Source organism: Jezberella sp. (assembly GCF_964834465.1).
Genome location: NZ_CBAZRM010000006.1, coordinates 135392 through 162096, shown reverse-complemented (window position 1 = coordinate 162096; position 26705 = coordinate 135392). Strand labels below are relative to the sequence as shown.

29 protein-coding genes and 1 tRNA gene are annotated in these 26705 nt (G+C 51.2%); 17 read left to right on the top strand and 13 right to left on the bottom strand.

All coding sequences use genetic code 11. The features are described from left to right. Positions 1–34: 34 nt before the first annotated feature. The gene (locus AC1W8Y_RS06500; protein ID WP_482013656.1) at positions 35–1495 is read right to left on the bottom strand and encodes a M20 family metallopeptidase; all 1461 of its coding nucleotides are present in this window, start codon (positions 1493–1495) and stop codon (positions 35–37) included. Positions 1496–1695: 200 nt separating this feature from the next. Here AC1W8Y_RS06500 and AC1W8Y_RS06495 point away from each other — a divergent pair, with 200 nt between their 5' ends. Further along, a complete protein-coding gene (locus AC1W8Y_RS06495; protein ID WP_482013655.1) occupies positions 1696–2529 on the top strand; it encodes a nitroreductase family protein in 834 nt (277 codons plus the stop codon). 38 nt (positions 2530–2567) lie between these two features. Here the strand turns inward: AC1W8Y_RS06495 and AC1W8Y_RS06490 are convergent, their stop codons facing one another. From AC1W8Y_RS06490 to AC1W8Y_RS06475, 4 genes are all read right to left on the bottom strand, one after another. After that, positions 2568–4430, bottom strand: a complete 1863-nt coding sequence (locus AC1W8Y_RS06490) for an ABCB family ABC transporter ATP-binding protein/permease (RefSeq protein WP_482013654.1) — start codon at positions 4428–4430, stop codon at positions 2568–2570. A gap of 4 nt (positions 4431–4434) precedes the next feature. Beyond that, entirely contained in the window at positions 4435–5628 is a 1194-nt protein-coding gene (locus AC1W8Y_RS06485) for a YeeE/YedE family protein (protein WP_482013653.1), read from the bottom strand. 142 nt (positions 5629–5770) lie between these two features. Further along, positions 5771–6766 (bottom strand): peptidoglycan DD-metalloendopeptidase family protein, encoded by a 996-nt coding sequence (locus AC1W8Y_RS06480; protein ID WP_482013652.1) that lies wholly within the window; start codon positions 6764–6766, stop codon positions 5771–5773. Between the two features lie 5 nt (positions 6767–6771). Continuing rightward, positions 6772–7203, bottom strand: a complete 432-nt coding sequence (locus tag AC1W8Y_RS06475) for a bactofilin family protein (RefSeq protein WP_482013651.1) — start codon at positions 7201–7203, stop codon at positions 6772–6774. 254 nt (positions 7204–7457) lie between these two features. Here AC1W8Y_RS06475 and AC1W8Y_RS06470 point away from each other — a divergent pair, with 254 nt between their 5' ends. Then, positions 7458–8246: a hypothetical protein gene (locus tag AC1W8Y_RS06470; RefSeq protein ID WP_482013650.1), complete on the top strand. Its 789-nt coding sequence runs from the start codon at positions 7458–7460 to the stop codon at positions 8244–8246. On the opposite strand, the gene AC1W8Y_RS06465 is transcribed toward AC1W8Y_RS06470, so the two are convergent. Genes AC1W8Y_RS06465 through AC1W8Y_RS06455 form a run of 3 tightly spaced genes read right to left on the bottom strand, consistent with a single transcriptional unit; the run spans position 8243 to position 10869 of the window. Beyond that, positions 8243–8992 (bottom strand): SDR family NAD(P)-dependent oxidoreductase, encoded by a 750-nt coding sequence (locus AC1W8Y_RS06465; protein WP_482013649.1) that lies wholly within the window; start codon positions 8990–8992, stop codon positions 8243–8245. The two genes, AC1W8Y_RS06470 and AC1W8Y_RS06465, sit on opposite strands and share 4 nt — an antisense overlap. 27 nt (positions 8993–9019) lie before the next feature. Beyond that, positions 9020–10027, bottom strand: a complete 1008-nt coding sequence (locus AC1W8Y_RS06460) for a transketolase family protein (RefSeq protein WP_482013648.1) — start codon at positions 10025–10027, stop codon at positions 9020–9022. Further along, on the bottom strand, positions 10024–10869 hold the full coding sequence (locus AC1W8Y_RS06455; RefSeq protein WP_482013647.1) for a transketolase: 846 nt from the start codon (positions 10867–10869) through the stop codon (positions 10024–10026). Before AC1W8Y_RS06455 ends, AC1W8Y_RS06460 begins: the two co-directional genes overlap by 4 nt. Positions 10870–10993: 124 nt before the next feature. Here AC1W8Y_RS06455 and AC1W8Y_RS06450 point away from each other — a divergent pair, with 124 nt between their 5' ends. The 10 genes from AC1W8Y_RS06450 to AC1W8Y_RS06405 all read left to right on the top strand — a co-directional run bounded on the left by AC1W8Y_RS06450 (position 10994) and on the right by AC1W8Y_RS06405 (position 19555). Further along, positions 10994–13432 carry a heavy metal translocating P-type ATPase gene (locus tag AC1W8Y_RS06450; RefSeq protein ID WP_482013646.1) on the top strand — a complete coding sequence of 813 codons (2439 nt, stop codon included), beginning with the start codon at positions 10994–10996 and terminating at the stop codon, positions 13430–13432. 9 nt (positions 13433–13441) lie between these two features. Then, positions 13442–13627, top strand: coding sequence for a cbb3-type cytochrome oxidase assembly protein CcoS (gene ccoS / locus AC1W8Y_RS06445; RefSeq protein ID WP_482013645.1), 186 nt, complete (start codon positions 13442–13444; stop codon positions 13625–13627). An 83-nt stretch (positions 13628–13710) separates the two neighbouring features. After that, complete coding sequence (ccoN, locus tag AC1W8Y_RS06440; RefSeq protein ID WP_482013644.1) at positions 13711–15168, top strand: cytochrome-c oxidase, cbb3-type subunit I; 1458 nt, start codon at positions 13711–13713, stop codon at positions 15166–15168. 13 nt (positions 15169–15181) lie between these two features. Further along, positions 15182–15838, top strand: a complete 657-nt coding sequence (gene ccoO, locus AC1W8Y_RS06435; protein WP_482013643.1) for a cytochrome-c oxidase, cbb3-type subunit II — start codon at positions 15182–15184, stop codon at positions 15836–15838. 11 nt (positions 15839–15849) lie between these two features. Further along, entirely contained in the window at positions 15850–16020 is a 171-nt protein-coding gene (locus tag AC1W8Y_RS06430; protein WP_482013642.1) for a cbb3-type cytochrome oxidase subunit 3, read from the top strand. Beyond that, positions 16017–16949 (top strand): cytochrome-c oxidase, cbb3-type subunit III, encoded by a 933-nt coding sequence (gene ccoP, locus AC1W8Y_RS06425; RefSeq protein WP_482013641.1) that lies wholly within the window; start codon positions 16017–16019, stop codon positions 16947–16949. The genes AC1W8Y_RS06430 and ccoP overlap by 4 nt, the downstream gene beginning before the upstream one ends. Further along, positions 16949–18406, top strand: a complete 1458-nt coding sequence (gene ccoG, locus AC1W8Y_RS06420) for a cytochrome c oxidase accessory protein CcoG (protein ID WP_482013640.1) — start codon at positions 16949–16951, stop codon at positions 18404–18406. Before ccoP ends, ccoG begins: the two co-directional genes overlap by 1 nt. A 24-nt stretch (positions 18407–18430) precedes the next feature. Continuing rightward, a complete protein-coding gene (locus tag AC1W8Y_RS06415) occupies positions 18431–18619 on the top strand; it encodes a FixH family protein (protein ID WP_482013639.1) in 189 nt (62 codons plus the stop codon). Continuing rightward, positions 18616–18852 (top strand): hypothetical protein, encoded by a 237-nt coding sequence (locus AC1W8Y_RS06410; protein WP_482013638.1) that lies wholly within the window; start codon positions 18616–18618, stop codon positions 18850–18852. The genes AC1W8Y_RS06415 and AC1W8Y_RS06410 overlap by 4 nt, the downstream gene beginning before the upstream one ends. Then, positions 18839–19555, top strand: a complete 717-nt coding sequence (locus AC1W8Y_RS06405) for a sulfite exporter TauE/SafE family protein (protein WP_482013637.1) — start codon at positions 18839–18841, stop codon at positions 19553–19555. Before AC1W8Y_RS06410 ends, AC1W8Y_RS06405 begins: the two co-directional genes overlap by 14 nt. A 66-nt stretch (positions 19556–19621) precedes the next feature. Here the strand turns inward: AC1W8Y_RS06405 and AC1W8Y_RS06400 are convergent, their stop codons facing one another. Further along, a complete protein-coding gene (locus tag AC1W8Y_RS06400) occupies positions 19622–20077 on the bottom strand; it encodes a DUF3237 domain-containing protein (protein WP_482013636.1) in 456 nt (151 codons plus the stop codon). Between the two features lie 27 nt (positions 20078–20104). Here AC1W8Y_RS06400 and AC1W8Y_RS06395 point away from each other — a divergent pair, with 27 nt between their 5' ends. Both AC1W8Y_RS06395 and AC1W8Y_RS06390 read left to right on the top strand, forming a co-directional pair. Further along, positions 20105–20317 (top strand): hypothetical protein, encoded by a 213-nt coding sequence (locus AC1W8Y_RS06395; protein ID WP_482013635.1) that lies wholly within the window; start codon positions 20105–20107, stop codon positions 20315–20317. Positions 20318–20377: 60 nt separating this feature from the next. Beyond that, positions 20378–21916: an arylsulfatase gene (locus AC1W8Y_RS06390; RefSeq protein WP_482013634.1), complete on the top strand. Its 1539-nt coding sequence runs from the start codon at positions 20378–20380 to the stop codon at positions 21914–21916. A 5-nt stretch (positions 21917–21921) separates the two neighbouring features. Here AC1W8Y_RS06390 and AC1W8Y_RS06385 read toward each other — a convergent pair whose 3' ends face one another. Further along, a complete protein-coding gene (locus tag AC1W8Y_RS06385) occupies positions 21922–23169 on the bottom strand; it encodes an anaerobic sulfatase maturase (RefSeq protein WP_482013633.1) in 1248 nt (415 codons plus the stop codon). 131 nt (positions 23170–23300) lie between these two features. On the opposite strand from AC1W8Y_RS06385, the gene AC1W8Y_RS06380 reads away from it, so the two are divergent. Continuing rightward, the gene (locus AC1W8Y_RS06380) at positions 23301–24101 is read left to right on the top strand and encodes a hypothetical protein (RefSeq protein ID WP_482013632.1); all 801 of its coding nucleotides are present in this window, start codon (positions 23301–23303) and stop codon (positions 24099–24101) included. Positions 24102–24235: 134 nt separating this feature from the next. Here AC1W8Y_RS06380 and AC1W8Y_RS06375 read toward each other — a convergent pair whose 3' ends face one another. Together AC1W8Y_RS06375 and AC1W8Y_RS06370 are read right to left on the bottom strand one after the other, a co-directional pair. Then, positions 24236–24559, bottom strand: a complete 324-nt coding sequence (locus tag AC1W8Y_RS06375; protein ID WP_482013631.1) for a helix-turn-helix domain-containing transcriptional regulator — start codon at positions 24557–24559, stop codon at positions 24236–24238. Positions 24560–24564: 5 nt separating this feature from the next. Then, positions 24565–24951, bottom strand: coding sequence for a type II toxin-antitoxin system RelE/ParE family toxin (locus AC1W8Y_RS06370; RefSeq protein WP_482013630.1), 387 nt, complete (start codon positions 24949–24951; stop codon positions 24565–24567). A 196-nt stretch (positions 24952–25147) separates the two neighbouring features. Here AC1W8Y_RS06370 and AC1W8Y_RS06365 point away from each other — a divergent pair, with 196 nt between their 5' ends. After that, complete coding sequence (locus AC1W8Y_RS06365) at positions 25148–25840, top strand: aspartate/glutamate racemase family protein (protein WP_482013629.1); 693 nt, start codon at positions 25148–25150, stop codon at positions 25838–25840. Positions 25841–26146: 306 nt separating this feature from the next. Continuing rightward, a complete protein-coding gene (locus tag AC1W8Y_RS06360) occupies positions 26147–26305 on the top strand; it encodes a hypothetical protein (RefSeq protein WP_482013628.1) in 159 nt (52 codons plus the stop codon). Between the two features lie 245 nt (positions 26306–26550). Here the strand turns inward: AC1W8Y_RS06360 and AC1W8Y_RS06355 are convergent. Then, positions 26551–26640 (bottom strand) — tRNA-Ser (locus tag AC1W8Y_RS06355). Positions 26641–26705 lie beyond the last annotated feature (65 nt).

Sequence of the window (26705 nt, the reverse complement as noted above, 5' to 3'; positions counted from 1 at the left end):
TGAGCCTGCCTCTTCAATCCCTTGTCTGTTGGACTCAAGGCAAGCTCAGCATCACCTGTGCCACCGCAGCCGTCAGTTTTTTCGCATAGGGGATATGCAAAAATTCGTTTGGTCCGTGCGCATTGGATTTCGGCCCGAGTACCCCGCACACCATCATCTGTGCGGTAGGAAACCCCTCGCTGAGTAAATTCATCAGCGGGATCGTGCCGCCCTGGCCGATATAGCCGACGGGTGCTTGGAAGTGGGCGAGACTGGCTTGATTAAGCGCATGGGCAAACCAGGGCGCGGTATCGGGTGCGTTCCAGCCGCTTGAAGCCCCTTGCGAATCGAAAGTCACTTTTGCTTGATAGGGGGCATTGTCTTCAAGCAGTGTTTTGAGTGCTTGCACCGCTTCTGCAGCATCTACCAGCGGGGGTAACCTCAAACTGAGTTTAAAGGCGGTATAGGGACGCAGAACATTACCCGCATCCCGCAGATTCGGGAAACCCTCTGCGCCCGTGACGCTCAGCGTGGGCTTCCAAGTACGACGCATCAGCGCTTCAACAGGGTCAAGAGTGGTCGGTAACGCAAACAGGGTAGAACCGCCGCAATCGTGATGCGCCCAAGGAAATCGCTTGTACAACTCGTCGCCCAGAATGTTGGCCGTGACCAGTGCTTGAGCCTGCCGTTCAGCGGGGATTTCACAGTGAAACGAATCAGGAAGCAGTTGCCCGGTGCTGCTGTCCTCAAGCCGGTCAAGCACATGTCGCATGATCCTAAAGCTCGACGGCACGAGGCCCGATGCATCGCCTGAATGAACGCCTTCGGTCAGAATCTCAACCTTCAGCACACCAGACGCCATCCCGCGAAGGCTTGTGGTGAGCCACAGCTGATCGTAGTTGCCCGCGCCACTGTCAAGACAAATAACCAAGCCCACGTCGCCCAGCCTGGGGCGTAACAGATCCACATAAGGCAACAAGTCTGGCGAACCACTTTCTTCGCAGGTTTCAATGATGCCCACGATACGAGGATGGGGTGCCCCTTGTGCCTTCAAGGCCTGAATGGCTGTCATACTGGCGTAGGTTGCATAACCGTCGTCAGCAGAACCGCGACCATAAAGCTTGTCATCAATTAATTTTGCAGTCCAAGGGCCGAGACCTGCGCGCCAACCATCAAACTCAGGTTGTTTATCCAAATGGCCATACATGAGCACGGTCTGACTGCCTTGTGATAGCGGGCGAGTCGATGCCACATCAAAAAACAGCACGGGGGTCCGGCCAGGCAGTCTGATGATTTCGAGCGTCAGGCCAGCCACCTTTTGTGCCAGCACCCAGTTGGCTGCGCGCTGGATAACGGTTTCCAAGTAACCCGTCTTGGCCCAGTCTGGGTCGAAGGCTGGGGATTTGGCGGGGATCTCAATATAGTCGCTGATTTCGGCAATCAACTCTTCGTCCCACGCCTGGCTGACATCGGCGAGCACTTGGTCGGTATCCAGTACGAGATGATCTGTAGACATGACAACATCCTGTGGTGGTGAGGTAGGGGCTCGGTCACTTGACACGGTAGCTGTCAGGTTTTGAGCGACTCGGTACGATCTTTATCGGTCTATTTAACCAGATCGCGCGGCGTGCGCAAAGCGACGTGGCCGCAGGGTGATCCCCAAAACCATCGCCGTGCCTTATGATTGGCTTTGTCGATACCTCGGACCGCTTCAACATGACTCAAGCCACGCACGCTGATTTCACCAAACTGCTATATGCACGCTACGGCGACAGACCAATCACGGTAGACGCTGTCAATGAAACGATTGCGACGATGCTCACCCATCGCTCGGTCCGTGCCTACACGGATCAACCCTTGCCAGACAACGCCCTTGAACTCATGATTGCTGCGGCGCAATCTGCGTCGACCTCATCCAATCTGCAAACTTGGAGCGTTGTCGCGGTGACTGATCCAGCCAGTAAAGACCGTTTGTCGCAATATGCCGGTAATCAAGCTTGGGTGAGAAATTGCCCAGTGTTTCTCGTTTGGCTGGCAGATTTAGCCCGGATGGAGTCACTCGGACAGAAGCGGGCAGTGCCAACTGAGAGCCTGAATTACATTGAAATGCTGTTGATGGCAACGATTGATGCCGCCTTAGCGGCCCAAAATGCGGCTGTCGCGGCGGAGTCTCTGGGACTGGGCGTGGTCTACATTGGCGGGATTCGCAACCAACCCGAGAATGTCGCTCAAGAACTCGGTTTGCCACCCAAAATATTTGCCACATTCGGGATGTGTCTCGGTTATCCAGACGCAGCAAGACCTGCAGCGGTTCGTCCCCGGTTAGCCCAGCAGGCAATTTTGCACCGCGAGAAATATGATGCCACCGCCTTCGCGACTGCAACGGCTTCGTATAACGTCGTTATGGATGCGTTTTATAAAACCAACGCAATGAAGCCTCAGGGCGAGTGGGATGAACACTCATTGAAACGCGTTAGTGGCCCCGAGGCCATGACCGGTCGTGATCGTCTCGCGACCGCTTTAAAGAATCTCGGCTTTGAGTTGAAGTAAGGCGCACGAGCTCAGGTCAAGCACGGTTCAGTGACGTTTCAATGAAGGGTTGCTGAACCGGTGTCGTGATCGACTTGCTGCTCTTGAATGGACCACATTTGCGCATAGGCCCCATCCAAGGCGAGCAACGCCTCGTGGGTGCCCCGTTCGATAATTCGACCGTGCTCCATGACAAGAATTTGGTCGGCATGCACAATGGTCGATAGACGATGCGCAATAATCAAGGTCGTGCGGCTCTTGGCTAGCCCGAAAAGTTCAGCCTGAAGCGCTCTCTCGGTTTTTGAATCCAACGCAGAAGTGGCCTCATCAAAAATCAGCATGGCTGGGTTCTTGAGCAATGTGCGTGCAATCGCAACGCGTTGTTTCTCGCCCCCCGACAGTTTGAGGCCCCGTTCGCCGACAGGGGTATCGTATCCGTTTGGAAGATGTTCGATAAACGATCCCATTTGCGCGGCCTCTGCTGCGGCTTGAACCTGCGCACGTGTCGCCGTTGGTTTGCCGTAGCCAATGTTATAGGCAATCGTGTCGTTAAATAAGACGGTATCCTGAGGGACAATACCAATCGCCTGTCTGAGGCTCTGTTGCTTGATGTTTTTCACATCTTGCTGGTCAAGTGAAATGGATCCCTTTTGCACATCGTAAAAACGAAACAGTAATCTCGCGAGCGTGCTTTTACCTGAACCACTCTGACCGACCACCGCAGTGATCGTGCCGGGTGGGATAACAAAGCTGATGTCCTTCAAGATTTCGCGGTTTGGATCGTAATGGAAGAACACATGATCGAACCTCACTTCTGGCCCTAAGTTGCTATCAGACAGTTTGAGCGCCTTTGCGGTGGGGTCATCTGCCACTTCGCGATCGGTTTCGAGTAACTTGAACATGCGATCCATGTCCGTGATGGATTGCTTGATTTCGCGGTAAATCACGCCTAAAAAATTCAAGGGAATATAGAGTTGCAACATCAGTGTGTTGACCAGCACCAAATCACCTAAGGTCATGGTGCCATTGGTGACCCCGATGGTCGCGCGAAGCAAAATCAGTACCAGACCCGTCGATATGATGGCCTGTTGACCCAGATTTAGCAGGGTCAATGATTGTTGAGACTTAATAGCAGCGGATTGGTAAGTGATCAGGTTTTGATCGTACCGGCTTGCTTCATAGGCTTCATTGCCAAAGTATTTGACCGTTTCGTAGTTGAGCAGGGAGTCGATCGCTTTCTGGTTAGCACGGGAATCCATATCATTCATGGTGCGACGTAAATGCGTCCGCCATTCAGTCACGACAATGGTGTAAGTGATGTACACGATCAAGGCGACAATCGTAATGCCGGCAAACCAAATGTCGTAAGAATAAGCAAAATAGCCCAGAACTAAACTGAATTCGATGATCGTGGGCAAGATGCTATAGAGAGAGTACGACACCAAAGACTGTATCGCCCTCGAGCCACGCTCAATGTCGCGGCTGACGCCCCCGGTTTGACGACTAAGGTGAAAGCGAAGCGACAAGGCATGCAGGTGTTCAAAGACCTCAAGGGCCACTTGACGCACGGCATGTTGCGTCACGCGTGCAAATAGAAATTCGCGCAACTCATTGAACATCGAGGCAGAGAAGCGCAAGGCACCGTAACCCACGATCAAACTGATTGGCACCACCAGCAAGGCAGTACTTTGCTGAGTTACTTTGGGGTCGAGAGCGTCAATGACATGTTTAAGTAAGAGCGGGATCCCAAGGTTGGCGAACTTGGCCGCCAACATACAGGACAACGCTAAAACAACCCTTACCCGATATTTCAATAAATAGGGCAGCAGGTCTTTAATTACCCGCCAATCTGCACGTTGCTTGTCAGCGGACGCGACGGAATCCGCTACCCGCGGATCGGTACTGCCGGACAGATGTCTCATCGATTTAGCAAGCGCCTAGTTTGGGTGTTTTCTCAACAGCCAAATCGAACCAGGGGCGAATCCTCACCCCGATGCCGCTACCAATGAAAGCGGCGACCAGCCACAACCACCCGTGCACGCTGCCAGAAATAATGGCGCTGAAATATGCACCAATATTACAACCGTAGGCGAGACGAGCGCCAAAACCCATCAGCAGACCACCCACCACGGCACTTAACAATGATTTGAGCGGTAGGTGCCAGACAGGTGCAAACTTGCCCGCAGCACAGGCTGCAACGACTGCGCCCAGCATGATGCCAAAATCCATCATTGAAGTTACGTCATGCGTCAACGCATTGGTGATGACTTGTGGCGTCTTGGCAAAATACGCCCATTGCGTCACATCGACGTTAAACAGGTACAGCACTTTCGCGCCCCAAAGGGCAAACGCGGATGTGATGCCCCATGGCTTACCAGCCAGAGCCAGCGTCGCAAAATTCAAGATGACTAAAGCGACCGCCCCCCAAACCACAGGCCACGGCCCACGAAGCAAAGATGCATGGCCGCCTTCAATATGCCCGATCGGTTGCAACTTGCCATGGCGCATCTTCTCGGCAAGCGAGATAAACCAGTAAATCACCGCGAAGACGACCAAATTAACCGCTAATGCGGGCCCAAGCCCCCAGGCTTTGACAAACGAGAAGGGTTTGAACGCGGGTAGCGTAGACCACCAAGTGAACGTATAAGCGCCGACCACAGAGCCAATAATAAAAAAGACTAACGTGACGATCATGCGCGTGTTGCCACCGCCCACGGCGAACAAGGTGCCCGAGGCACAACCGCCTCCGAGTTGCATGCCAATGCCAAACAGGAATGCGCCGATCACCACTGACATACCCGGTGGCGACACATTGCCGATCACTGCGTGCCCAAATAAGGTCCCCTGACTCAGCACCGGGAAAAACAGCAGCACCCCTAGCGCCAACATGATCATCTGCGCCCTTAAGCCCGCAGCTCGCCTGTCTGCCACAAAAACACGCCATGCGTGAGTGAATCCGAAAGAGGCAAAATAAAGCGAAACCCCCATTAATCCGCCGACGATCCACAAGGCGCCCTGCGTTGGGCTAACCGCTTGCGCCAGATAAATAGCGCCAGCGACCAGCGCGGTGAGCGCGAGCAGCATCGGTGTGCGATCGGCAGGAACAATATGATTCAACATGCGATTTCTTTGACTGGTTGGAAGGGTTGGACGCGGGCGATAGGTTACTGCTGCCAGCATGGCCAAGACAGCTGACCAGAGCGACCCTCAATTTAACAACATTTATGGGGTTAGAGGGTGGCTCTGTTCAACCAAGCGGTGCTTAGCGCCCCATACCAACGAGCACTTTGCTGGGGTCGATGGCCTGATTGTCTTTAATCACTTCAAAGTGCAAGTGTGGTCCAGTCGCTCGGCCCGTGCGACCCGCTTTCGCGATTATCTGCAATCTCTCGACGACGTCACCTGCTTTGACGAGCAGCTGGCTTGAGTGGGCATATCTCGTGAAAATGCCCTCGCCGTGATTGATGATGACTTCATTGCCGTATTCTGGATCCCAGCCAGCTTTTTCAACAACACCAGCCCCAGAGGCAAGAATCGGTGTACCCATCGAGGTTTGAAAGTCCAGTCCAAGGTGCCGGCTCCAGGCGTTGGTAATCGGATCTATCCGCGTCCCAAAGGGGCTCGAAATCGAGACATTGTTGTCAACTGGAATCCCAATCGGCTTGTGTGCCAACCAATCGATCTGTTGATGCCACTTGGCGGTGGATGCGTCGATGAGCTGGTTCTTTTCAGTGAAATCTTCCAATGTCTGCGTCAATACGTCAGGCAGATTTGTCTGAATGGTTGGCTTGTTCTCTGGCAAGAAAGGGCCACCCAAACCAACGGCTTTTTGCTTGTCTTTTTGGAAAATCGGGGGGCTGGCCATTGCCACCAACTTTTGGTTGGCGAGCTCAAGTTCTTTGACCTTTTGAAAACTGAGGGTGGCTTGCTTTTGAATGAGCGCAAGCTGTTCTTTCATTTGATGCTGAGTCGCCTCGGCCTGCTTATTGGCATTTGCCAAACGCGTCTGGTATATCCTTTTGAGCGCAGCAATTTCGTCTTTCAGGTTTTCAATTTCAGATTTTCGGTTGCTCGTGGTCGACGCCGCTTCAAGATCTAAATCGCCCTCGGGCGTGATGCGGTGGCGCACAAACTCGATCACCACCCCTACACTCACAAAACACAGCATGGCGACCCCGAGCCACCCAATCAAGGTCTGTAAGGTGAGGTTGATTCTTTTGATTTCCCCAACGGGACTAGACACCCAGAATATTTGCATAGCCGTTAAGCACTCAGCGGCTGACTGGCCAACTTGATGATTTTTTCGACAACCAGCTTTGGCTCACCTTTTTCGATCGAACCAATCTGGCCCGTGACCTTTGCGCCCAAGGCAATACCAATGGTCTTATAAACAATGTCACCTTCAATGTCAGCGGTTTCCAATACCTCGACTCTATCGGTCGAAAAAATATTGCCTTTGACTCTACCTGAGACGATGACTTGTCCCGCGCGAATGTCGCCAATAACCGAAGCGCCGCTGGCGATGGCCACAGTTGCTGTTGCACCGTCGGCTTGAAAAATGTTGCCATTGACGAAGCCATTGATTCGAATCGCCTGATTGACAATCAGATCACCCTCAACACGCAACGACTCGCCGAGGATCGTATCGAATTGCTCAATGGATTGACCGAGCTTATTGTTTTTGGAACCAAACATTGGTTTATCCTGAGTAGATGACAACAAGTTTATCCAAGGCTGAGAGTTTAATCTTTGACCTCTCAAAATTGTAAATTTTTTTAACATTTACCTAAAAAAATATTTACAATTTACGCTTTAACTTCAAGTAATTAGTGAAGATAGATGGCTAATCAATTGCCTATGTTTAAGATTTTGATTACTGTCTGAAACGCTTGAATTGAGAAGGTTCGCTGTGATTCATACGCAGATTCGCGAAAAATAAGATGGCCATCATGGATAAAACTGCGCAGTCAACCAAGGTGGCGACTCAATTGCGGCGCTGGCTGTATCTGCTTGCGCTAACCATCAGCCTTTATTTTTTATTTCAATTGCTTAGCGTGAGTGGCTTAGTTGCCACTGACCTCAAGTGGCTCACGGTGCTCATGATGAGCCCCTGGGCGCTAGGGCTGTGGTTGGTGCTCACTTTCGCGTTGATCCGCACCTTGAGGAAGTTTCGCCGTGCCAACAAAGGTGAGGCCGCCGATATCCATGACATTGCCGTTGATTTACTCAGAGAATATCTGAGCGAAGAAGTCACGCTGGCCTTGAAAAAAAACAAAGCACGCAAAGAAATCTTGCCGACCTTTTACGATCAAGTGTTGTGCGGCTTTGATGTCAGTTTGAAATATGCGATTGGCGGATTACCCATCAAGGCACGAGCCCAAGTCACTGACATTATCATTCATCCAGAAGTCGATCCTGCAAAGCCCAAAGGGAACTGGACAGGGACCTTCAAGTTTATCTGTCGAGTGCACTGGCTCAAACAAAAGGATCCGAAAAAAATAGTGACCCCCTACGTTCGAGATCAAGCCGTGCCTGTTCGTCTGTCTTTTATCGTTTCAAAAAAACAAACCGATTTCTTTAAGAAAAAAAGTGTGGGATTGGCTTATTTCTGGCAACCCACAGGTCGAGTTTTTCAAAACATTACCTTGACCTATCTCATCAGCTTTGTCACTTTGGGTTGTAGCCTGATGGGTTTGGCGACAACGTGTGCCTGGGTGTTGCGCACGTTCGGCCATTAATGGATAAGCATGCCGCCGTTTACATCCAGGGTCATCCCCGTGCAGTACTTCGATAACGGACTGGCGAGAAATGTGACACACCCGGCGATGTCGCTTGGTTCACCGATACGGTTGAGCGGGATCTGATCCAGAATGTGTTTCATCTTGTCATCTGGGATAAGGCCCTTCATGATATCGGTTTCGATCAACCCTGGGGTGACGCAATTGACGCGGATGCCATCAATGCCAAACTCACGGGCCATGGCGCGAGCCAAGCCCAAGACGCCGCCCTTGGCCGCCGAGTAGTGCGGGCCGCCGACAATGCCACCACCTCGCTGGGCAGAGACTGAGGAGATGCAGATAATTGATCCCGATCGGGCGGCTTGCATGGCTGGCAAGACCGCTTGCGACATATGCAAGGTTCCGCGCAAACTGACGTCCAGCACCGCGTCATAATCGTCAGCAGAGATATCTAATGTTTTTCGAGGTTGAGTAATCCCGGCGTTATTGACCAGAATATCGATTCGACCGAATTGAGTCATCACCGCCTGCGCAGCTCGTTGGCAAGACACCTTATCGGTAACATCTGCGACGAGGCCCAGATGTTCTGGGCCAAGCTTTGCAGCGGCAGCTGCTGGGTCTGCACGAGCCAAATCCAGAATCACGACGCGTGCACCGTGTTCGGCCATCATGCGAGCACTGGCAAAACCTAATCCATTTGGACCGGCACCCCCAGTAATAATTGCAACTTTGTCATTGAGCAGCATCGTTAAGTCTCCCGTGCCTTTTTTGTTTTAAGTAAGTGAGTTTTTGATTTTTAGTGCCAGCATTTCACTGCTGATGCCGTAGCGATCATGCAGCGTTGGCAGGGCACCTGCGTCAAGAAACGCATCTGGCAAACCGACCATTTGAAAGCCAGCAGGCTGGATAGCTCGACGCAACAACGCGCTCGCAATAGATTCACCGAACCCGCCCACAACCGAATGGTTTTCGCATACCGCCACCATTCTGGGGCGCGCACGCACTGCGTTGATAATCGTGGCCTCATCCAGTGGCTTGATCGTCGGGCAGTGCAAGACTGCAACGCCGATGTTGTCGTGCTTGAGCAACTGAGCGACCTCGAGCGCCCGCATGGTCATGAAACCACTTGAGATCATCAAGACGTCGTTCCCTTCACAAAGCATTTTTGCTTTGCCGAGTTCAAATTGGTAATCGTACTCGTCCAGCACCAGAGGCACGCTACCTCGCAGCAGTCTCATGTAGACAGGGCCTTGATGTGTTGCGATCTGGGGGACTGCTTGCTCAATATCCAGCGCGTCGCAAGGGTCAACGATCGTCATGCCTGGGATAGCCCGCATCATGGCGATATCGTCAGTCGCTTGATGGCTCGGCCCGTAACCTGTCGTTAAGCCGGGCAGGGCGCAACAAATTTTGACGTTGAGGTTTTCCTCTGCGATCACTTGATGAATGAAATCATATGCACGTCGAGTCCCGAACACGGCGTAGGTTGTCGCAAAGGGCACGAAGCCCTCTTTCGCTAGTCCCCCGGCCGCACCCATCAGTAATTGTTCAGCCATGCCCATTTGAAAAAATCGTTCGGGATAGGCTTGTGCAAACAAATGAAGGTCGGTGTATTTCGCCAGATCAGCGGTGATGCCAACGATGTCGCTTCGATGTTCTGCCAGGTCGACCAGCGCGTGGCCGAAAGGTGCCGACCGTACTCGCTGACCTTCCGAGGCGATGGAGGCTATCATCGCTGAGGTTGTCAGGCGAGCTTTGGTCTTTTTATCTGATGGGTTCATGCGGCGAATCCTGTTTTTTGGGATTGATCCAGAATCTCAATCGCACGCTGCCACTCTGGCGGATCCACACGAATAAAGTGATTCTTTTCGCGTTGCTCAAGAAACGGCACCCCCTTGCCCATCAGGGTGTCAAACAAGATGACGCGTGGCTTTTCTTCTTGTGCGCCGCGCGCCGTATCGAACGCGTGCAGTACGGCCGGCAGATCGTTGCCGTCGACGCGCTGGACATGCCAGCCAAATGACGCCCACTTATCTGCCAACGGCTCAAATCCCATCACCTTGCTCGATTGCCCATCTGCTTGCTGATTGTTGATATCGACTAAACAGATCAGATTGGATAGCCGGTGATGAGCCGCACCCATGACAGCCTCCCACGTCGCCCCTTCGTCAAGTTCGCCATCAGACATAGAGTTGTAAACGAAGGCGTGATTTCTTTTAAGTCTTAGGCCAAGTGCCATCCCAACGGCGATCGTCAGCCCTTGACCCAATGAGCCACCAGACATTTCCATGGCGGGGGTGTAAGTGGCCATCCCTGACATCGGCAGTCGACTATCGTCACCGCCGTAGGTCTCGAGCTCATCGACTTCGATGATGCCGGCTTCGATGAGTGCGGCGTAGAGGGCAATGGCATAGTGGCCGTGCGACAGCAGAAAGCGGTCACGATCTTCCCAGTGCGGGTCGTCTGCTCGATATTTCAGCGCATGACCATACGCCACGGCCAACACATCTGACCATCCAAGCGCTTGGCCGATGTAGCCCTGTCCTTGCACTTCGCCCATTTGCAAAGAAAAACGACGGATGCGGTAGGCTCGCTGAGTTAATGAATTAATCAATTCAGACATATTGTCTCTATTCTTGTCATAGATTTTTATCATAGGGCAGTTGGCTGCCCATTGATGTTATCAAATTCTCCGATTGCTGTTGGACAGGTTTTATTTATGCCCCAAAGTCGGGTCTAATCAACCCATGGCAAACAGCACACCTCACGACCTCTGCTATCACTGTTCCAGTCCAGTCAATCCCAAGGACTCGCTTGAAGAGAATTTGGCGGGGCACTTGCGGCATTTTTGTTGCTCGGGCTGCCTTGCTATCGCAACGACAATCCATCGGGAAGGATTGGATATCTTTTACTCGAGAAGGCGCGAGGCGAACGTCAAGCCTTCTTCTTCCATGGTTGACGATCAGTTGTCTGCTCTACTTTTGGCGTACGACGACCCGTCGCTGCTAAGCAGGTTTACTCGACCTGCAGCTCATGGCGATGATCTCGAGACCACGTTAAAGCTAGAAAAAATACGATGTGCCGCGTGTGTGTGGTTGTGTGAACAACATCTTCGCAAGCAACCGGGCGTTAAAGATATTCAAATCAACTACGTCACTCAAAAAGCCAGCATCATCTTCACTCCAAGCGTTATCCGTCTGTCTCGGTTGCTGTTTGAGATAGAGCGAATTGGTTATGAGGCTTGGCCCTTTGAACCGTCTTTATCCGTCGAGCGAGCCAGAAAAGAACGTCGACAATTGCTCACCCGACTAGGTGTCGCATTGCTTGGCATGATGCAAGTGATGATGTATGCCTGGCCGTCTTACGTTGGCACGACGAGTTTGGCCGCTGATTTCAATTTGCTCTTGGCGTGGACCAGTTGGCTGCTGACTGTGCCCGTCATGCTCTATTCGGCGGCGCCCATTTTTCGATCAGCCTGGCGAAGTGTTGGCTTGTTCGTCGCCACTCGTCAATTGAATATGGATGTTCCGATCGCGTTGGCACTTGGGCTCGCATTTGTCGTCGGGACGATCAATACCATGTTGCGAACCGGGCCAAGCTACTTTGATTCGATTACGATGTTTGTCGCCTTCGTATTGCTCGCGCGCTACGTTGAACTGCTGGCCAGACAAGATGCGCAAAGTGGTGCTGAGGCACTGGCCAAGCAATTGCCTGCAACGTGTGAACGATATGTTGCCTATCCTGATTCTCTAGAGATGCAGGTCGTCCCAGTGGTCAATTGCCGGGTTGGTGAGCTCATTCGAGTTCGATCCGGAGAGATTATTCCGATGGATGCTGTTGTGATTGATTCCACAAGCTCAGTCAATGAAGCCCTATTGACGGGTGAGTCTGAGTCGGTCCTTAAACAGTCGGGCGATATGGTTTATGCGGGCACGCATAACATCGTTAACCCCTTAGTCCTTAAGATTGTTGCGCTCGGGCAATCGACACGCATTGCGAGTATCGCGTCCCTGCTCGATCAAGCGTTAGCAGCAAAGCCTGCTTTGCACAGAAAAGCCGAGAACTGGGTCGGCTCATTTGTGGTGCTTTTAATGTTGAGTGCTTTTTTGTCTGCTGCCGCTTGGCTGGTCTTTGATCCCAGCCGATCGTGGACCGTGTTGATGGCAGTCTTGGTGGCGAGTTGCCCCTGTGCCTTGTCGCTATCGATCCCAACCGCGCTTGCGGCCTCGCAGGGCACGGCGACAAAATTGGGCTTGCTGATCGTGCGCAATCACGTCATGGAAGGTATCTCAACGGTAACAGACTTGGTCATTGATAAGACGGGAACCATCACACTCGGTGTCCCCGAATTGATGGCAATAAAAAATCTACGACCCGGGCTCACAGAAGAGGATGTGCTGAGCATTGCCGCCGCCTTAGAAGCTGAGCAACAACATCCTTTGGCGTTGGCAGTCTTACGCGCGGCGAAGACCCGCCAGATCGAAGCGATAAGCTTTTCAGAGCCCGTTACCAATGACATCGGAAGAGGACTTGCGTCTGGAAACTATCGGATGGGTGCCTCTGATTGGCTCGGCCTCACGCAACTCGATATCGATAGGCAGTACGGCCAAGTCCACTTGTGTGATGCAAGTGGTCGAATGGCGAGCTTTATTTTTCTTGATCAAGTGCGCCCCGGGCTTGCAGAATTGCTCGGTGCAACTCGATCTCATCAGGTCAACGTCCATTTGATTTCAGGCGATCATCCGACGACTGTTGCCGGCTGGGCTGAACACGTCGGTATCGATATCTATCGAGGGGCCTGTAGGCCTGAAGACAAGTATGACTATGTTCGGCGGCTGCAGCAGGCAGAGGGCGTTGTGTTGGCGATTGGCGATGGGGTCAATGATGCCCCGTTGCTCGCCCGAGCGAACGTGTCGATCGCCGTTGGGACGGGTGTCCCATTAGCTAGCGCCGGCGCTGACGCCATCTTGACGAGTGCTTCCTTAGCACCTTTATCAAAAATCATTGACCTGTCACACAAAACGCGATTAATTATCAAAATAAATATCATTTGGGCTTGCGCGTACAACGGCGTGATGATTCCGATCGCAATGCTTGGCTTGATTAATCCGTGGATTGCGGGCATTGGTATGTCACTCTCTTCTTTGCTGGTGACGTTAAACGCATGGCGTCTGAGAAAGGCGTAGACTAAGTCAATGGAAAGCCTATACATCCTCATCCCTTTATCGATCGCCTTCATCGGTTTGATTGCTTGGGTGTTATCTTGGGCAATCAAAAGCGATCAGTTTGATGATCTGCAAGGGCCGGGCGAAGCAATTCTGCTAGATGATGATGCGCCCACATCATTGGGCGACGACGTCTCAAAGAAGCTGAGTGAATAGCCTACTGATTTAGTTTGCTATGCCCTGTAAAAAATAAAAAGTGCAGTAGTCTTGCCCCTATAGGTCAACCTAAAGGGGACAATATGCTGATGTCTACGGGCGATAAACAGGCGTTTTTCAACTACAAAATTGTTAGCCAGTTTGCCATCGTTACGGTTCTTTGGGGCATCGTCGGGATGCTAGTGGGCGTTATTTTGGCGGCTCAACTGGTATGGCCAGAAATTACCTTTGATATTCCCTGGCTCAGTTACGGCCGTTTGCGTCCCTTGCATACCAATGCGGTTATTTTTGCGTTTGGTGGGTCTGCCTTATTCGCGACCTCTTATTACGTGGTGCAAAGAACGTGCCAGGTTCGATTGTTCTGTGACAAGTTGGCCGCGTTTACGTTCTGGGGTTGGCAAGCCGTTATTGTTTCTGCCGCCATCACGTTGCCCATGGGGCTTTCAACATCAAAAGAGTATGCCGAACTTGAGTGGCCAATCGATCTTCTGATCACGGTCGTCTGGGTCGCTTATGCAATCGTATTTTTTGGTACGTTGATGAAGCGTAAAACGAAACATATTTACGTTTCTAACTGGTTTTTTGGTGCCTATATTCTGACTATCGCCATTCTGCATATTGTGAACAACATAGAGATGCCCGCAGGATGGTTTAAATCGTACTCGGCCTACTCAGGCGCCCAAGATGCCATGATTCAGTGGTGGTATGGCCATAATGCGGTTGGCTTCTTTTTGACGACCAGCTTTCTGGGCATGATGTATTACTTTATTCCTAAACAAGCTGAGCGTCCGATTTACTCTTATCGCTTGTCGATCGTGCACTTTTGGGCGCTGAACTTCACGTACATGTGGGCGGGCCCTCACCACCTGCAACTGACCTCATTGCCAGATTGGACGCAGTCGCTCGGTACTGTCTTCTCGATCATTTTGTTAGCTCCCTCGTGGGGTGGCATGATCAACGGGATCATGACGCTATCCGGTGCCTGGCAAAAGTTACGTCATGATCCGATTCTCAAATTTATGGTGGTTGCGTTGTCCTTCTACGGGATGTCGACTTTCGAAGGGTCAATGATGTCGATCAAGACCGTCAATAGCCTGTCTCACTATACCGACTGGGTGATTGGTCACGTTCACTCGGGTGCTTTGGGTTGGGTGGCCATGATTTCGATTGGCTCTTTGTACTATTTGATCCCTCGCTTGGTCGGTCAAAAAGAGATGTACAGCAAACGTTTGATCGAGATCCACTTTTGGATCGCAACCATTGGCGTGGTGATCTATATCGCTGCAATGTGGATTGCAGGGGTCATGCAGGGGCTGATGTGGAGAGCGTTTGAGGCGGATGGTACGTTGACCTATTCGTTTGTTGAAAGTGTCAAAGCCAACTTCCCTTTCTATGTCATTCGTTTGCTGGGGGGCTTATGCTTCTTGAGTGGGATGCTACTCATGGCCTTCAACGTGTTCAAGACCGTTGCGCTTAAAAAGTTTATTGATGCGCCTATTCCTCAGTTGCCCAGCGCAGCCCCAGCGCCTGTCGCAGCCTAATCCGGAGCAGAACATGTCAGAGCAAAAGCATGCATTTTTCTCACATGCCACCCTTGAGCGCAACGTGGGTTGGCTGATCGCGGCGACGATCTTTGTTGTGGCTATCGCGGGTTTGGTACAAATTGTGCCACTGTTTTTTCAACACTCGACGACAGAACCAAGTGCAGGCATCCAGCCCTACTCGGCGCTGAGACTTGCCGGTCGTGACGTTTATCAGCGCGAAGGTTGTGTTGGTTGCCACTCTCAACAGATCCGCACGCTAAGGTCCGAAGTCGAACGTTACGGCCCGTACTCGATTGCGGGTGAGTCGGTGTATGACCATCCATTTTTATGGGGTAGCAAAAGGACGGGCCCTGATCTCGCACGTGTGGGCGGGCGGTACTCTGATGCTTGGCATCAAGTTCATTTAAATAACCCGCGGTCGGTGGTGCCTGAATCCAATATGCCGTCTTATCCATGGCTCGAAGCAAACAAGGCTGACAAAGAGACGATTCAAGCGCATATGCAAGCACTCAGGCGTTTGGGTGTTCCTTACACCGATGACGATATCGCCAGCGCACCGAAAACCTTAGAGAACAAAACAGAAGCCGATGCGTTAATCGCGTATTTGCAGGGATTAGGTGTTAACCGTCGATACCTCAAAATCGACGAAATCAATGCTAACAAATAGGCTGATCAGCCATGATACAAACCCTCGCACCTTATCTTTCAGCACTCTCAACGATTTTAGGCATTGTATTTTTTTTGGGTATCGTCTGGTGGGCGTGGTCAGCCAAACAAAAAGCCGCCAATGAAGAATCGGCACGCCTGCCTTTCGAGCTACCTGATGAATTTATCAAGGATCAATCATGAGTGATTTTGTCAGCGCTGGTTGGAGTTCCTACATCACGATTGTCACCCTGGTTGGCATCGCTTGCTGCCTCTGGCTGTTATTCAGTCAACGAAAGATCGCGGTCATGCGGGATAAAGACGGCTCAGTGTCGAAGGACACGGGGCACGTTTGGGATGAAGATTTACGTGAATTAAATAATCCTTTGCCACGTTGGTGGATGTGGATGTTTGTTTTGTCTTGCCTCTTTGGCGTAGGCTACTTGTATGTTTTCCCCGGCCTCGGCTCGAATCCAGGCGCTTTTGCGTATTCGACTCAAGGCGATCTAAAACAGTCATTGATTGTTGCGAATAAAGAACTCAAGCCGCTATACGATAAGTACGTTGCCATGACGGTTGAACAAGTGGCCGCCGACCCTCAAGCGAAAATCATGGGGCAACGTCTGTTTTTGAATAACTGTTCACAGTGTCATGGTTCTGACGCAGGTGGTGCCAAAGGTTTTCCAAATTTAACCGATCATGACTGGCTCTATGGTGGCGCACCTGAAACGATCAAACAGACGATCACTCAAGGCCGGGGCGGTGTCATGCCTTCGTATGCTCATCTCGGGGACGAGACCATCCTTGATGTTGCAAATTATGTGCGAAGCCTGTCAGGGCTGTCTGGCGATAGCGTAAGAATCGCCAAAGGGAAAGCTGTCTTTAGCGATAATTGCATCGCCTGCCACGGTGCTGACGGCAAAGGAAATCAGTTGCTCGGTGCCCCTAATCTGACCGATAAGATCTGGTTGTATGGTGGCTCGCAGGCGACCATCATTGAAACGTTAAAAAATGGTAGGCAAGGCATGATGCCTGCGCAAGAGAATGTATTGAGCCCTGAAAAAATACATCTTCTGGCGGCTTATGTGTGGGGCTTGTCGAACAGTGAGCCGCAACCCGCAGTCAAGCAGTGATGTCAGTCTCGTCCCCGACCGGCAAGCCCGTCTCGATTGAAATCATCGAAGAATCGCTTTACGAAATTCGTAACAAGATTCAACCTCGATCCGTGTCCGGCGTATTCGCTCGCTGGCGCTGGGGGTTGGTGTTTTTTACACAACTGTTGTTTTACGGCTTGCCTTGGCTCAACTGGAATGGACGTCAGGCGGTTCTTTTTGATCTGGTTCATCGCAAGTTTTATATCTTTGGCTTGGTCCTGTGGCCTCAAGATATTATTTACTTGACGCTGTTACTCATCATCTCAGCCTTGTCTCTCTTTCTGTTTACCGCCATTGCGGGCAGGCTTTTCTGCGGGTACGCGTGTCCGCAGACGGTGTACACCGAGATTTTTATGTGGGTTGAACGAAGGGTGGAGGGAGATCGTTTTGCAAGGATTCGTCTGGATGGCGAAAAGTGGCCCTGGAGTTTTCGAAAATTGCGTCTCAAGCTCACCAAGCACAGCATTGGGTTGCTCATTGCGTTTGTGACAGGGTTTACGTTTATCGGATATTTCACTTCAATCACGAACCTTAAAGACCATGTGCTTGATTTCACTTTGGGCCCCTGGCAAACCTTTTGGTTGGTATTTTATGGATTTGCGACCTGGGGCAATGCAGGCTTTATGCGCGAACAAGTCTGCAAATACATGTGCCCTTACGCGCGCTTTCAAAGTGTGATGGTTGACCGAGACACCTTTGTTGTTACCTACGACAAAGTTCGGGGCGAACCGCGAGGCAGTCGCAATAAGGCAGAAGACCACACTGCCAAAGGGCTTGGCGACTGCGTCAATTGCAGCATTTGCGTGCAGGTTTGCCCAACTGGCATCGATATTCGGGATGGCTTGCAATACATGTGTATTGGCTGTGGCGCTTGCATCGATGCTTGCAACAAAGTGATGGACAAGGTGAATTACCCGCAGGGTCTCATCCGCTATACGTCCGAAAATGCGATGGAGAATCATCAAGGCACTCTGCCCACGTGGCGACGTATCCTCAGGCCACGTATCATCGTTTATGGGGTCATTGTTGCCTTGTTGATTTCGTTGTTTGCATTTTCGCTTTGGTCACGCAATCCTTTGAGAGTTGATGTCATGAGGGATCGTGGCGCGCTTGCCCGCGAAGTGGAAGGCGTGAGTTTAGAGAACATCTACCGAATTCAAATCATGAATTCGTCAGAAGATCCAATGACGATATCAATCAAAGTCGAAGGCCTAAACAATGCCAAGATTTTTGATTCACGAGGAAATGAAATAGATCAAGTGCACGTTGATGCCTCTTCAAATCAACTATTGCCCGTCAAAGTCAGAACCCTCATCGGTGAGTTGCAACCAGGCAACTACCCTTTTGTTTTCGACGTGGAGGCACTAGAGCAGTCCGATCATAAAACAGTGATCCGAACGCGGCGTGAGAAATCGACTTTTATTATTCCTCGTTGAGAAAAATATATTCAGAGAATGAAGATGACGAAACAAGAAATCAACAAACCTTGGTGGAAGCAACTTTGGCCCTGGCTTTTAATCAGCGGTCCCGCTGCGGCAGTCGTTGCCTGTGCAATCACGATCTGGTTGGCGGTTTACTCCTGGCCTGATCTGCAACTTCATGAGGGCGTGATGAGCCGAGGCCTAAAAGTTGATGAGGTCAAGAAATGAAAACACGTCAGCTTGTTTGGGCGTTGTGGCCTTCGTTTCTGGTTTCGATCCCAGCGGTGGGATTATTGTTCAGCTTTGTACACCCCGAGGATGTGCTGTTTTTCGGGCATCCACCGCATATTGATGATGAAGGCGTCTATACGTTGGGCTTTTTGTTCATCTGGCTTTTTTGTGCCGTCTCAAGCATGTTAACCATCTATGTTTTTCCGATGAAGGCAGATGTTAACGACTAGTCTGTTGTTGGGCGTATTTTTGGGGGCGCTCTCCAGCGGCTGGCATTGCGCATTAATGTGCGGCGGCATTTCAGCGGCAATCGAAGGGTCTTTGACGACGATCCGCTTTCAGACTAAACGAGAACGGCAGTCTCTTGAGCTGACCATGCATCTTGGTCGTATCGTGACTTACATGATGCTCGGCAGTATTGCGGCCTGGGCGGGCATGTCTGTTTGGCAACAAGATATAGTCAATATTCAACGACCCTTGTTTGCGCTTACCTCGTTGTTGTTGATCTATTTGGGTGTTCGTTTGGTGTTGCTACGAAGCGGCCAATATTTGTCTGTGGGAAAGTGGTTCAGTACCCGTCTGGCGGGCCTATGGGCAACGTGCTTTGGTCGTCTCGGTAGCTCGCCCGCTCGCTGGTTTAGCGGCATGCTCTGGGGCTTGGTTCCGTGTGGACTCGTCTACGGTGTTTTACCACTGGCATTCTTGTCGGGTAATGTCGTGGATGGCGCATTGCTGATGCTGGCCTTTGGTTTGGGCACTTTGCCCAACTTGCTGTTGATCACTAAATTTTCTGCCTATGTTGCGCAGGTGGGGCGCTATCTTTGGGTACGATACTTAGCGGCCTCTCTATTTATCGGGTCAGGGCTTTTTGGGCTCTACCGAGCTTGGGTGTTACCCCAAGCATTATTAATGCAAGGTTTTTGCTTGTCTTAGACGTTGCCAAAAGTTGTTTCGGTCTTTTGGCGTTTTGCTAGCTAACCAAGACTGCCCTCTGAATTTTCACAGTACCTCAAAAACCTCGTACACTGGCCCAGTCGATGTTCTGTTTCCGGTCGCGACACAAATGATGCGATTTAGCCAATCGTATTTGGCAGAGGCTGTTTCAAAAACAGGGGTTGAACGGAAATAGTATTCGTTAGCATTCACAGGTTCACCTCTGCCCAGGCGATCCATGACCTGTTTCGGTCCGTGCCGCAGACCACGGTAGCTCATGTAAATCAGTTGCTGATCATCTGTTTCAAGCATTAAGCGTACGTCTAATGTCAACACGCCGTCGGGGCGCATGAGCAGCCAGTCTCCGCCAGGGGCTGCTGTCACCGTCCCGCGGATGCGATCGCCCTCAAACGTACCACCCGTGACGGTGGCGATTCGTCTGCCACCAACTGGGGTTTGTCCGAGGTCAACAATGTTGGGCACTGTCAGAGCGATCTTGAAAATATGACGGGTTTGAATCATGCACAGTCTCCTGAGTGTTTTTGTTGCTTGCTAGTCTATACCATCGCGTCGATACCATCACGTGCGACGGCTGACGTCATGAGAGGCGAGCGATTGGTTGCTGCCGTTGTCAAAACACGCGGGTTTGAAAAAATAATACAGTGGCCTTCGTTCATGCTAAAAATGAGCGGTGGGCATGATAGTGTCGAGTACGCTAAATTCAGAGAGCACGATCAGCGTTCAAAAGACGGTCGTGATTAACCGCTGTTAATGTGCCGCAAATTTTTTTGATTAACGTGTTTGTGCTTTCGGAGATTTGCTTTGATACGACCTTTTAAAAAGACTTTACTCGCCGCGACGATTGCCAGCACGTTATTTGCTGGGCAGGCGCTCGCGGCAGACGCGCCAAACATCCTTGTGATTTTTGGTGACGATATCGGCCAATTCAATATCAGCGCCTACAACAACGGCATGATGGGATACCGAACCCCGAATATTGATCGCATCGCGAAAGAGGGTGTTCTGTTTACCGACTGGTACGCACAGCAGAGCAGTACCGCAGGTCGCGCGGCATTTATTACCGGGCAATCGCCGATTCGTACCGGCCTGACCAAGGTTGGGTTGCCTGGTGCACCTGAAGGCATCAAGAAAGAAGATCCTACGCTGGCCGAACTACTCAAAGCCCGAGGCTACAAAACCGGTCAGTTCGGCAAAAATCATCTGGGCGATCGTGATGAGATGTTGCCGACTGCCCACGGATTTGATGAGTTTTTTGGCAATCTGTATCACTTGAATGCTGAAGAAGAACCAGAGAATGTGGATTATCCAAAAGATCCTGCCTTCAAAAAGCAATTTGGCCCAAGAGGCGTGATTCACAGTTTTGCTGGTGGGAAGATAGAAGATACGGGGCCCTTGACCCGCAAGCGGATGGAAACCATCGATGACGAGGTGATGACCAAGACCTTGAGTTTCATCGATAGTGCTAAGAAAGATAAAAAGCCATTTTTTGTCTGGTTTAACTCAACGCGGATGCACATTTTTACTCACCTCAAAGACAGTTCTCAAGGGGTGACAGGTCTGGGACTCTATGCAGACGGTATGGTTGAGCACGACAAGCAAGTCGGTCAACTGTTAGACAAGCTTAAAGAGTTAGGTGTCGATGAGAACACCATCGTCATGTATGCCACGGATAACGGTGCGGAGTCCTTCACCTGGCCAGATGGCGGTACGACGATGTTCAGAGGCGAGAAAAACACGAATTGGGAAGGTGGCTATCGCGTGCCTGCGATGATCAAGTGGCCAGGGGTCGTCAAACCGGGCACCGTCGTCAACGAGATCGGGTCGCATGAGGATATGCTGCCAACACTCGCCGCCGCGGCGGGTGACACCACAGCCAAGGAAGATCTATTGAAGGGGCGTAAGATTGGTGAGATGACGTACAAGGTTCATCTTGACGGTTACGATCTTGGCCCAGCGCTTCAAGGCAAAGGCGAATGGCCGAGAAAGGAATTCATCTACTGGACGGACGATGGCAGTGTTGCAGCGCTTCGCTATGGCAACTGGAAGATGACCTTTCTAGAGCAACAGGCCGTTGGCTTGCGCGTGTGGCAACAACCGTTCGTTCAATTGCGTGCACCCTTGCTGACGAATCTGCGGATGGATCCGTTTGAGCGGGCGGAAGCAGAAAACGCGATGGGTTATCAGCGCTGGTACGCTGAGCGTATGTATGCGATTGCGCCTGGTATCACGTATGTCGCTAAGTGGTTGCAAAGCTTCAAAGAGTTTCCACCGCGCATGAAGCCAGGTTCGTTCAACTTGGATCGGGTGATGGAGTCAATCACCCAAACGGCAAACAATTAAGCCTGCTATAAATGGCCCAGATGTTTCAATATTTTGATGACGTCTGGGCCAATATGTTTGTAAAACTGCAGTAATCCAGAGCATAGGTAGTTAAGCCCCGGTTCTGCATCTCGCGTTTTGATCAATCGATTTTTCGGGCATTCGCCCCAGCACAGCTTCAAGTAATCACAGTCTCTGCATTGCTTCGGTAGCGTATCTCGCTTATCCAAGCCAAACTTTATCTGCCTTGGTGAAAATGCCAAGTCACCTAAATGTCTCTGCTTGATGTTGCCAAGCTGATAATCAGCGTAGACGAAGTGATCGCAGGAAAACACGCCCCCATCGTGCTCTAAGGCCAAACCCTTGCCGCAGATTTCTGCTTGCGTACAGGTTTGTGCTGGCATCCCGGCTGCTTGCGCAACAACCGTCTCGAAGAGATTGACATGGATGCGGCCGAAGTCGGTGGCAAGCCATTCGTCCCACACGCCCGATAGAAAGCTACCATAGTCATCGGGATCAACCGACCAATCGGTCACCACAGAGAGCGGGTGACCAGGTTTCGCGCGAGGGCTGTCTTGCAGGGGTGCCCCTGAAAAATCCATTTTGCCAGGCGCCTTGTGTTTAAAACTGCGCGGTTCGACTGCAGGGTTGAACTGCACGCGCCAAGTGCCCACTTCATCAGCAAGAAAGCGATAGACCTCTTTGGGGTGCGCCGCATTACGGCGATTGACCACACACAACGCCGCAAAGGGAACCTGAGCGTCCGCTAAGCGCTTAGCAGCCGTCATCACAAAATCGAAGGTGGGCTTTCCGTTAACGGTTTTGCGGTAGGCATCGTGTAGTTCACGTGGGCCATCGATGGATAGGCCAACATGAAAATGGTTGGTTTTTAAAAACGTCACCCAAACATCATCCAAGGCGATGCCATTGGTCTGAAGGTCATTTTGAATTTTCTGATTGGGCTTCGCGTGCTTATTTTGTAGTGATACAACTTCTTGAAAAAACGCGAGCCCCATCAAGGTTGGTTCGCCACCTTGCCAAGAGAAAACAATTTCCTCACCGGTTTGTCCTTCGATGTATTGACGGACATACTGTTCAAGCGTGGCCTGATCCATCCGAGGTTGTTTAGGCTGCTCAAGCAAGTCTGTCTTGTGCAGATAGAAGCAATAGTCGCAATCGATGTTGCATGCGGCCCCTGAAGGCTTTGCCATGGTGTGAAAACGATAGTGTCGACCAGAGGGCAGCGGCGGCAAAGTGAGTGCTGGGGTATTCAAGATAAATTCGTCGTCCAACTAGGCTATGAAAACGTTGATAAACAACACGCGATGGTTAAATGAGTTGACCGAGGATAACCTGAAATCTTTATACTTCAGTCAACTGAATTCAACGGAGCAACTGCCGAATCATGATTAACGTCAACCGGGTACTTTGCGTGGCTTTTGTCGTTTTGGCGGTTTCTTGTATCAGCCCAGTCACTTCTGCGCAGACCGCTAGTCAAGCGGTCGCCATCCCGCAAGTGTCAGACTCGTGGCGCTTGACGCTGACCCCATATCTCTGGGCCACTGGCATCTCGGGTAGCGTGGGCTATGGTGGCAATCAGATCGCTTCAACGAACATTACCTCGAGGTCCGTCTTTCAGGCGCTTAAGTTTGGCGCGATGCTGGATGCCGAAGTACACAAGGGTAACTTCGGTTTTTCGATGGATTTAATGTACGCTAGTCTGGGCAATAATGGTTCACGCGCACCAGACAATTTCGTTGACTTGGGTTCTTCAACCAATCTCTCTCAAGGTGTCTATACGTTAGCGGGCACTTACACCTTGTTTAACAATAAAGATGTTTATCTCGATGCATTGGCTGGTGCAAGGATTTTCAATCTGAACAGCACGACGAATTTCTCGGTGAATGGTTTTCAGCTGGGTTACAGCCAAAGCATCAATAACACCTCAGTCGATCCCATCATCGGCTTAAAAGGCCGGATCAGGATTGCTGATGCCGACTACTTCATCCCGTTTTATGCTGACGTGGGTGGCGGCGGTGGCAACACACAAGTGACCAGTCAGTCGTTCGTGGGCATTGGTCGCGCCTTCGATTGGGGGGATGCGCAGATCGGTGTCAAAGACCTGTACTACAGTCAAAAAAGTCAAGGCATCACGACCAACCTGAACTATCTGGGGATTGCCGCTGGGGCCACCTTTAAGTTCTGAGGTTAAGTCGATGAGGGATGCGGTTTAGCGCCTGCTGGCATACAGGCGGGGCAGAACAGAGAACATCACAAACCTCCTGAGGTGCTGAAATCTCAGGTTTTTTGCTTTTGGTCTGCACGAGGGATACTAACCGCTCAAGCGACGCTGACGCAGCGAGCTTGGATATCTACTTTCATCGTTGATTTGAGAGCAGAAAAAATTGCAGCCAAGTTTGTCATGGTCGGATTGCCTGCTGAGGACAACATCCGATGAATGCTTTTTGCCGGCTTTTCAACGGAAATTGCCAAACCCTCGAAACCCATCGTTGCGTTGACAAGATCGCGCAAGATAAGCTTCGCGGTCTCGGGTTCACCGTTCAGAAAAAGCATGATTGCCTCATTCAGCATGGCACAGGCAAACTCAGGATCCCGCTCAACGCGTGCCAAAACCGTTTCTTTAAAGTCTCTGGTGAGTGCCATATTCATTACCTTTTGCGTTTGCTAGCCGCCACTATTGATTTGGTTTTTTTTAGTAAATTTGCTTTTGCACGCTTGTATTCTTTCCACAATTCAACTGCTTGATCAATGTCTCGTTGCTGTCCGTTTTTGGAGCCGCCGCCCAAGAGCATAATAATCTCAACACCATCCTTTGCCAGATAAATCCGCCAGCCTGCACCGTAATTAATTTTGTATTCACCGATGCCACGGAACCACTCAACGCTGGACAGATTTCCTTGCTGCATCCGGTACTTCGCAGTAGCAACCTTAGCGGCAATATCGGGTGCCAGCCCGTCGAACCATTGTGCGTACGGGCTGAGTCCGTCATCGAGCAGTAGTTCGAGTACTTGAAAGGCCATGCTTAATGGTAACATAAAAGTATCTATATGTGCAGTCACACTGTCGAAGGTGCTGCAATGTCAGGTTTGTTGCTTTTGATCTGCAACACGGATACTTACCAACAACTGAAGTTACCCGTTTGGTGTGTAGTTTCTACAGTCAGGTTGGTCAGGTTCCTGCATAATTCAAAAATGATCGCGCAGTTTGATTTAATTACACTGGAGTATCTAGATGCATATTGGCATGATCGTTGGCATTGGCCCGGCCGCGACCGACTACTACTACAGATACCTGATTTCAGCGATGGCCAAGGCGGGGTGTGATCTCCAACTGACAATGGCTCATGCTGATACTCCGACGCTTTTGCGCCACCAGACGGAGAACAATCAAGCGGCACAGGTCGAAATCTACTTACAACTTGCCGTGCGATTAAAGCGCTGCGGCATAGAACGCATCGCAGTTACATCCATCGCCGGACACTTCTGCATAGAGGCGTTCAAAAAAGTATCTCCGGTTCCTGTTATTGATTTGCTGGAGACGGTCAGGGCGGAAATTCATCGGCTCGGCTACAAGAGGGTTGGTTTGCTCGGGACTCGCGTCGTCATGGAGTCTCACTTCTACGGTGTTCTAGAAGGTGTGGAAGTTATCCCTCCGACTACAGAGCTTCTTGAAGTTCACAACGCTTACGTTTCAATGGCTAGTTTGGGGGTTGCCACTGAACAACATCGCGAGGTATTTGTCCGGGCAGGCAACGTGTTGAGCAAAGAGTTGGGGTGCGAATCCGTCATGTTGGCGGGGACGGATTTGGCTTTGGTCTTCAACAGTAAGTTTGATCCCGGCTTCAGAGTTTTCGATTGCGCTGAAGTTCATGCCGCAGCCATTGCACAGTGCGCTATGCGTAAATACTCAGAGTCGCCCTCTTGAACGGCAGGTATGTAGCAGGCAGATCGGCAAACCGCAACGCAGATCTCAGCCCATTGCGCTCCTGCGGCAAGGGTCGGCCAGTAACCGCTGGCCCAAAGCAGACTCCGTAGAGACTGTCACAAAGACTTATTCCATGACCCAGGTAGGGTCCTCGGCACATGAGCCATGGATTGGAAATCCGAAATATCGCCACAAGTAAATGCTTGCCCGTGAGATGCACCAACCCACCCCGCTGAGAAAAAATGCCTGGCCAACCGGTATGAACCTGTATGAGAACACTGCATACAAGCATCAAGGAGCAAATCCATGGCTACTAACAAGACCTCATCTTCGAACCCACGGGCTGAAAACATGGGTGACGTGCTGGACGCCTTGTCCAGCGGCATCGCCAAAACCGCAGCCAGCAAACCCAAGCCCGAGCCCAAACGGTTGGCTCCAGAGGTCCCGGCCGAAGCTACCCGCTAGCTCCTGACCGAAATAATGCTCGCCGATCGTTGGGTGTGTTCAGTCGCACGCTTTCAGCGCTGGCGCACCGTCGGCGAGGGCCCGCAGTACTTAAAAATCGTGGGGAAGGTCTTGTACCGGCTTAAAGACATTGAGGCCTATGAAGAAGCCTGTTTGATCCGGAAGGTATTCTAGGAGCGCACCCGAGATGACCCCTAACGGGTTGGAAATTGTTCGAGCGACTTGTAATCAGTTCGAAATAGTTTTGGCGGAGAGGGTGGGATTCGAACCCACGGTGGATTTGCACCCACGCCTGATTTCGAGTCAGGTACATTCGACCACTCTGCCACCTCTCCGGTTTGATTGCGCATCACGAGGCGATCAAGTGAGGCACAGTCGATAGCGATTGCGTCGAAGCCCA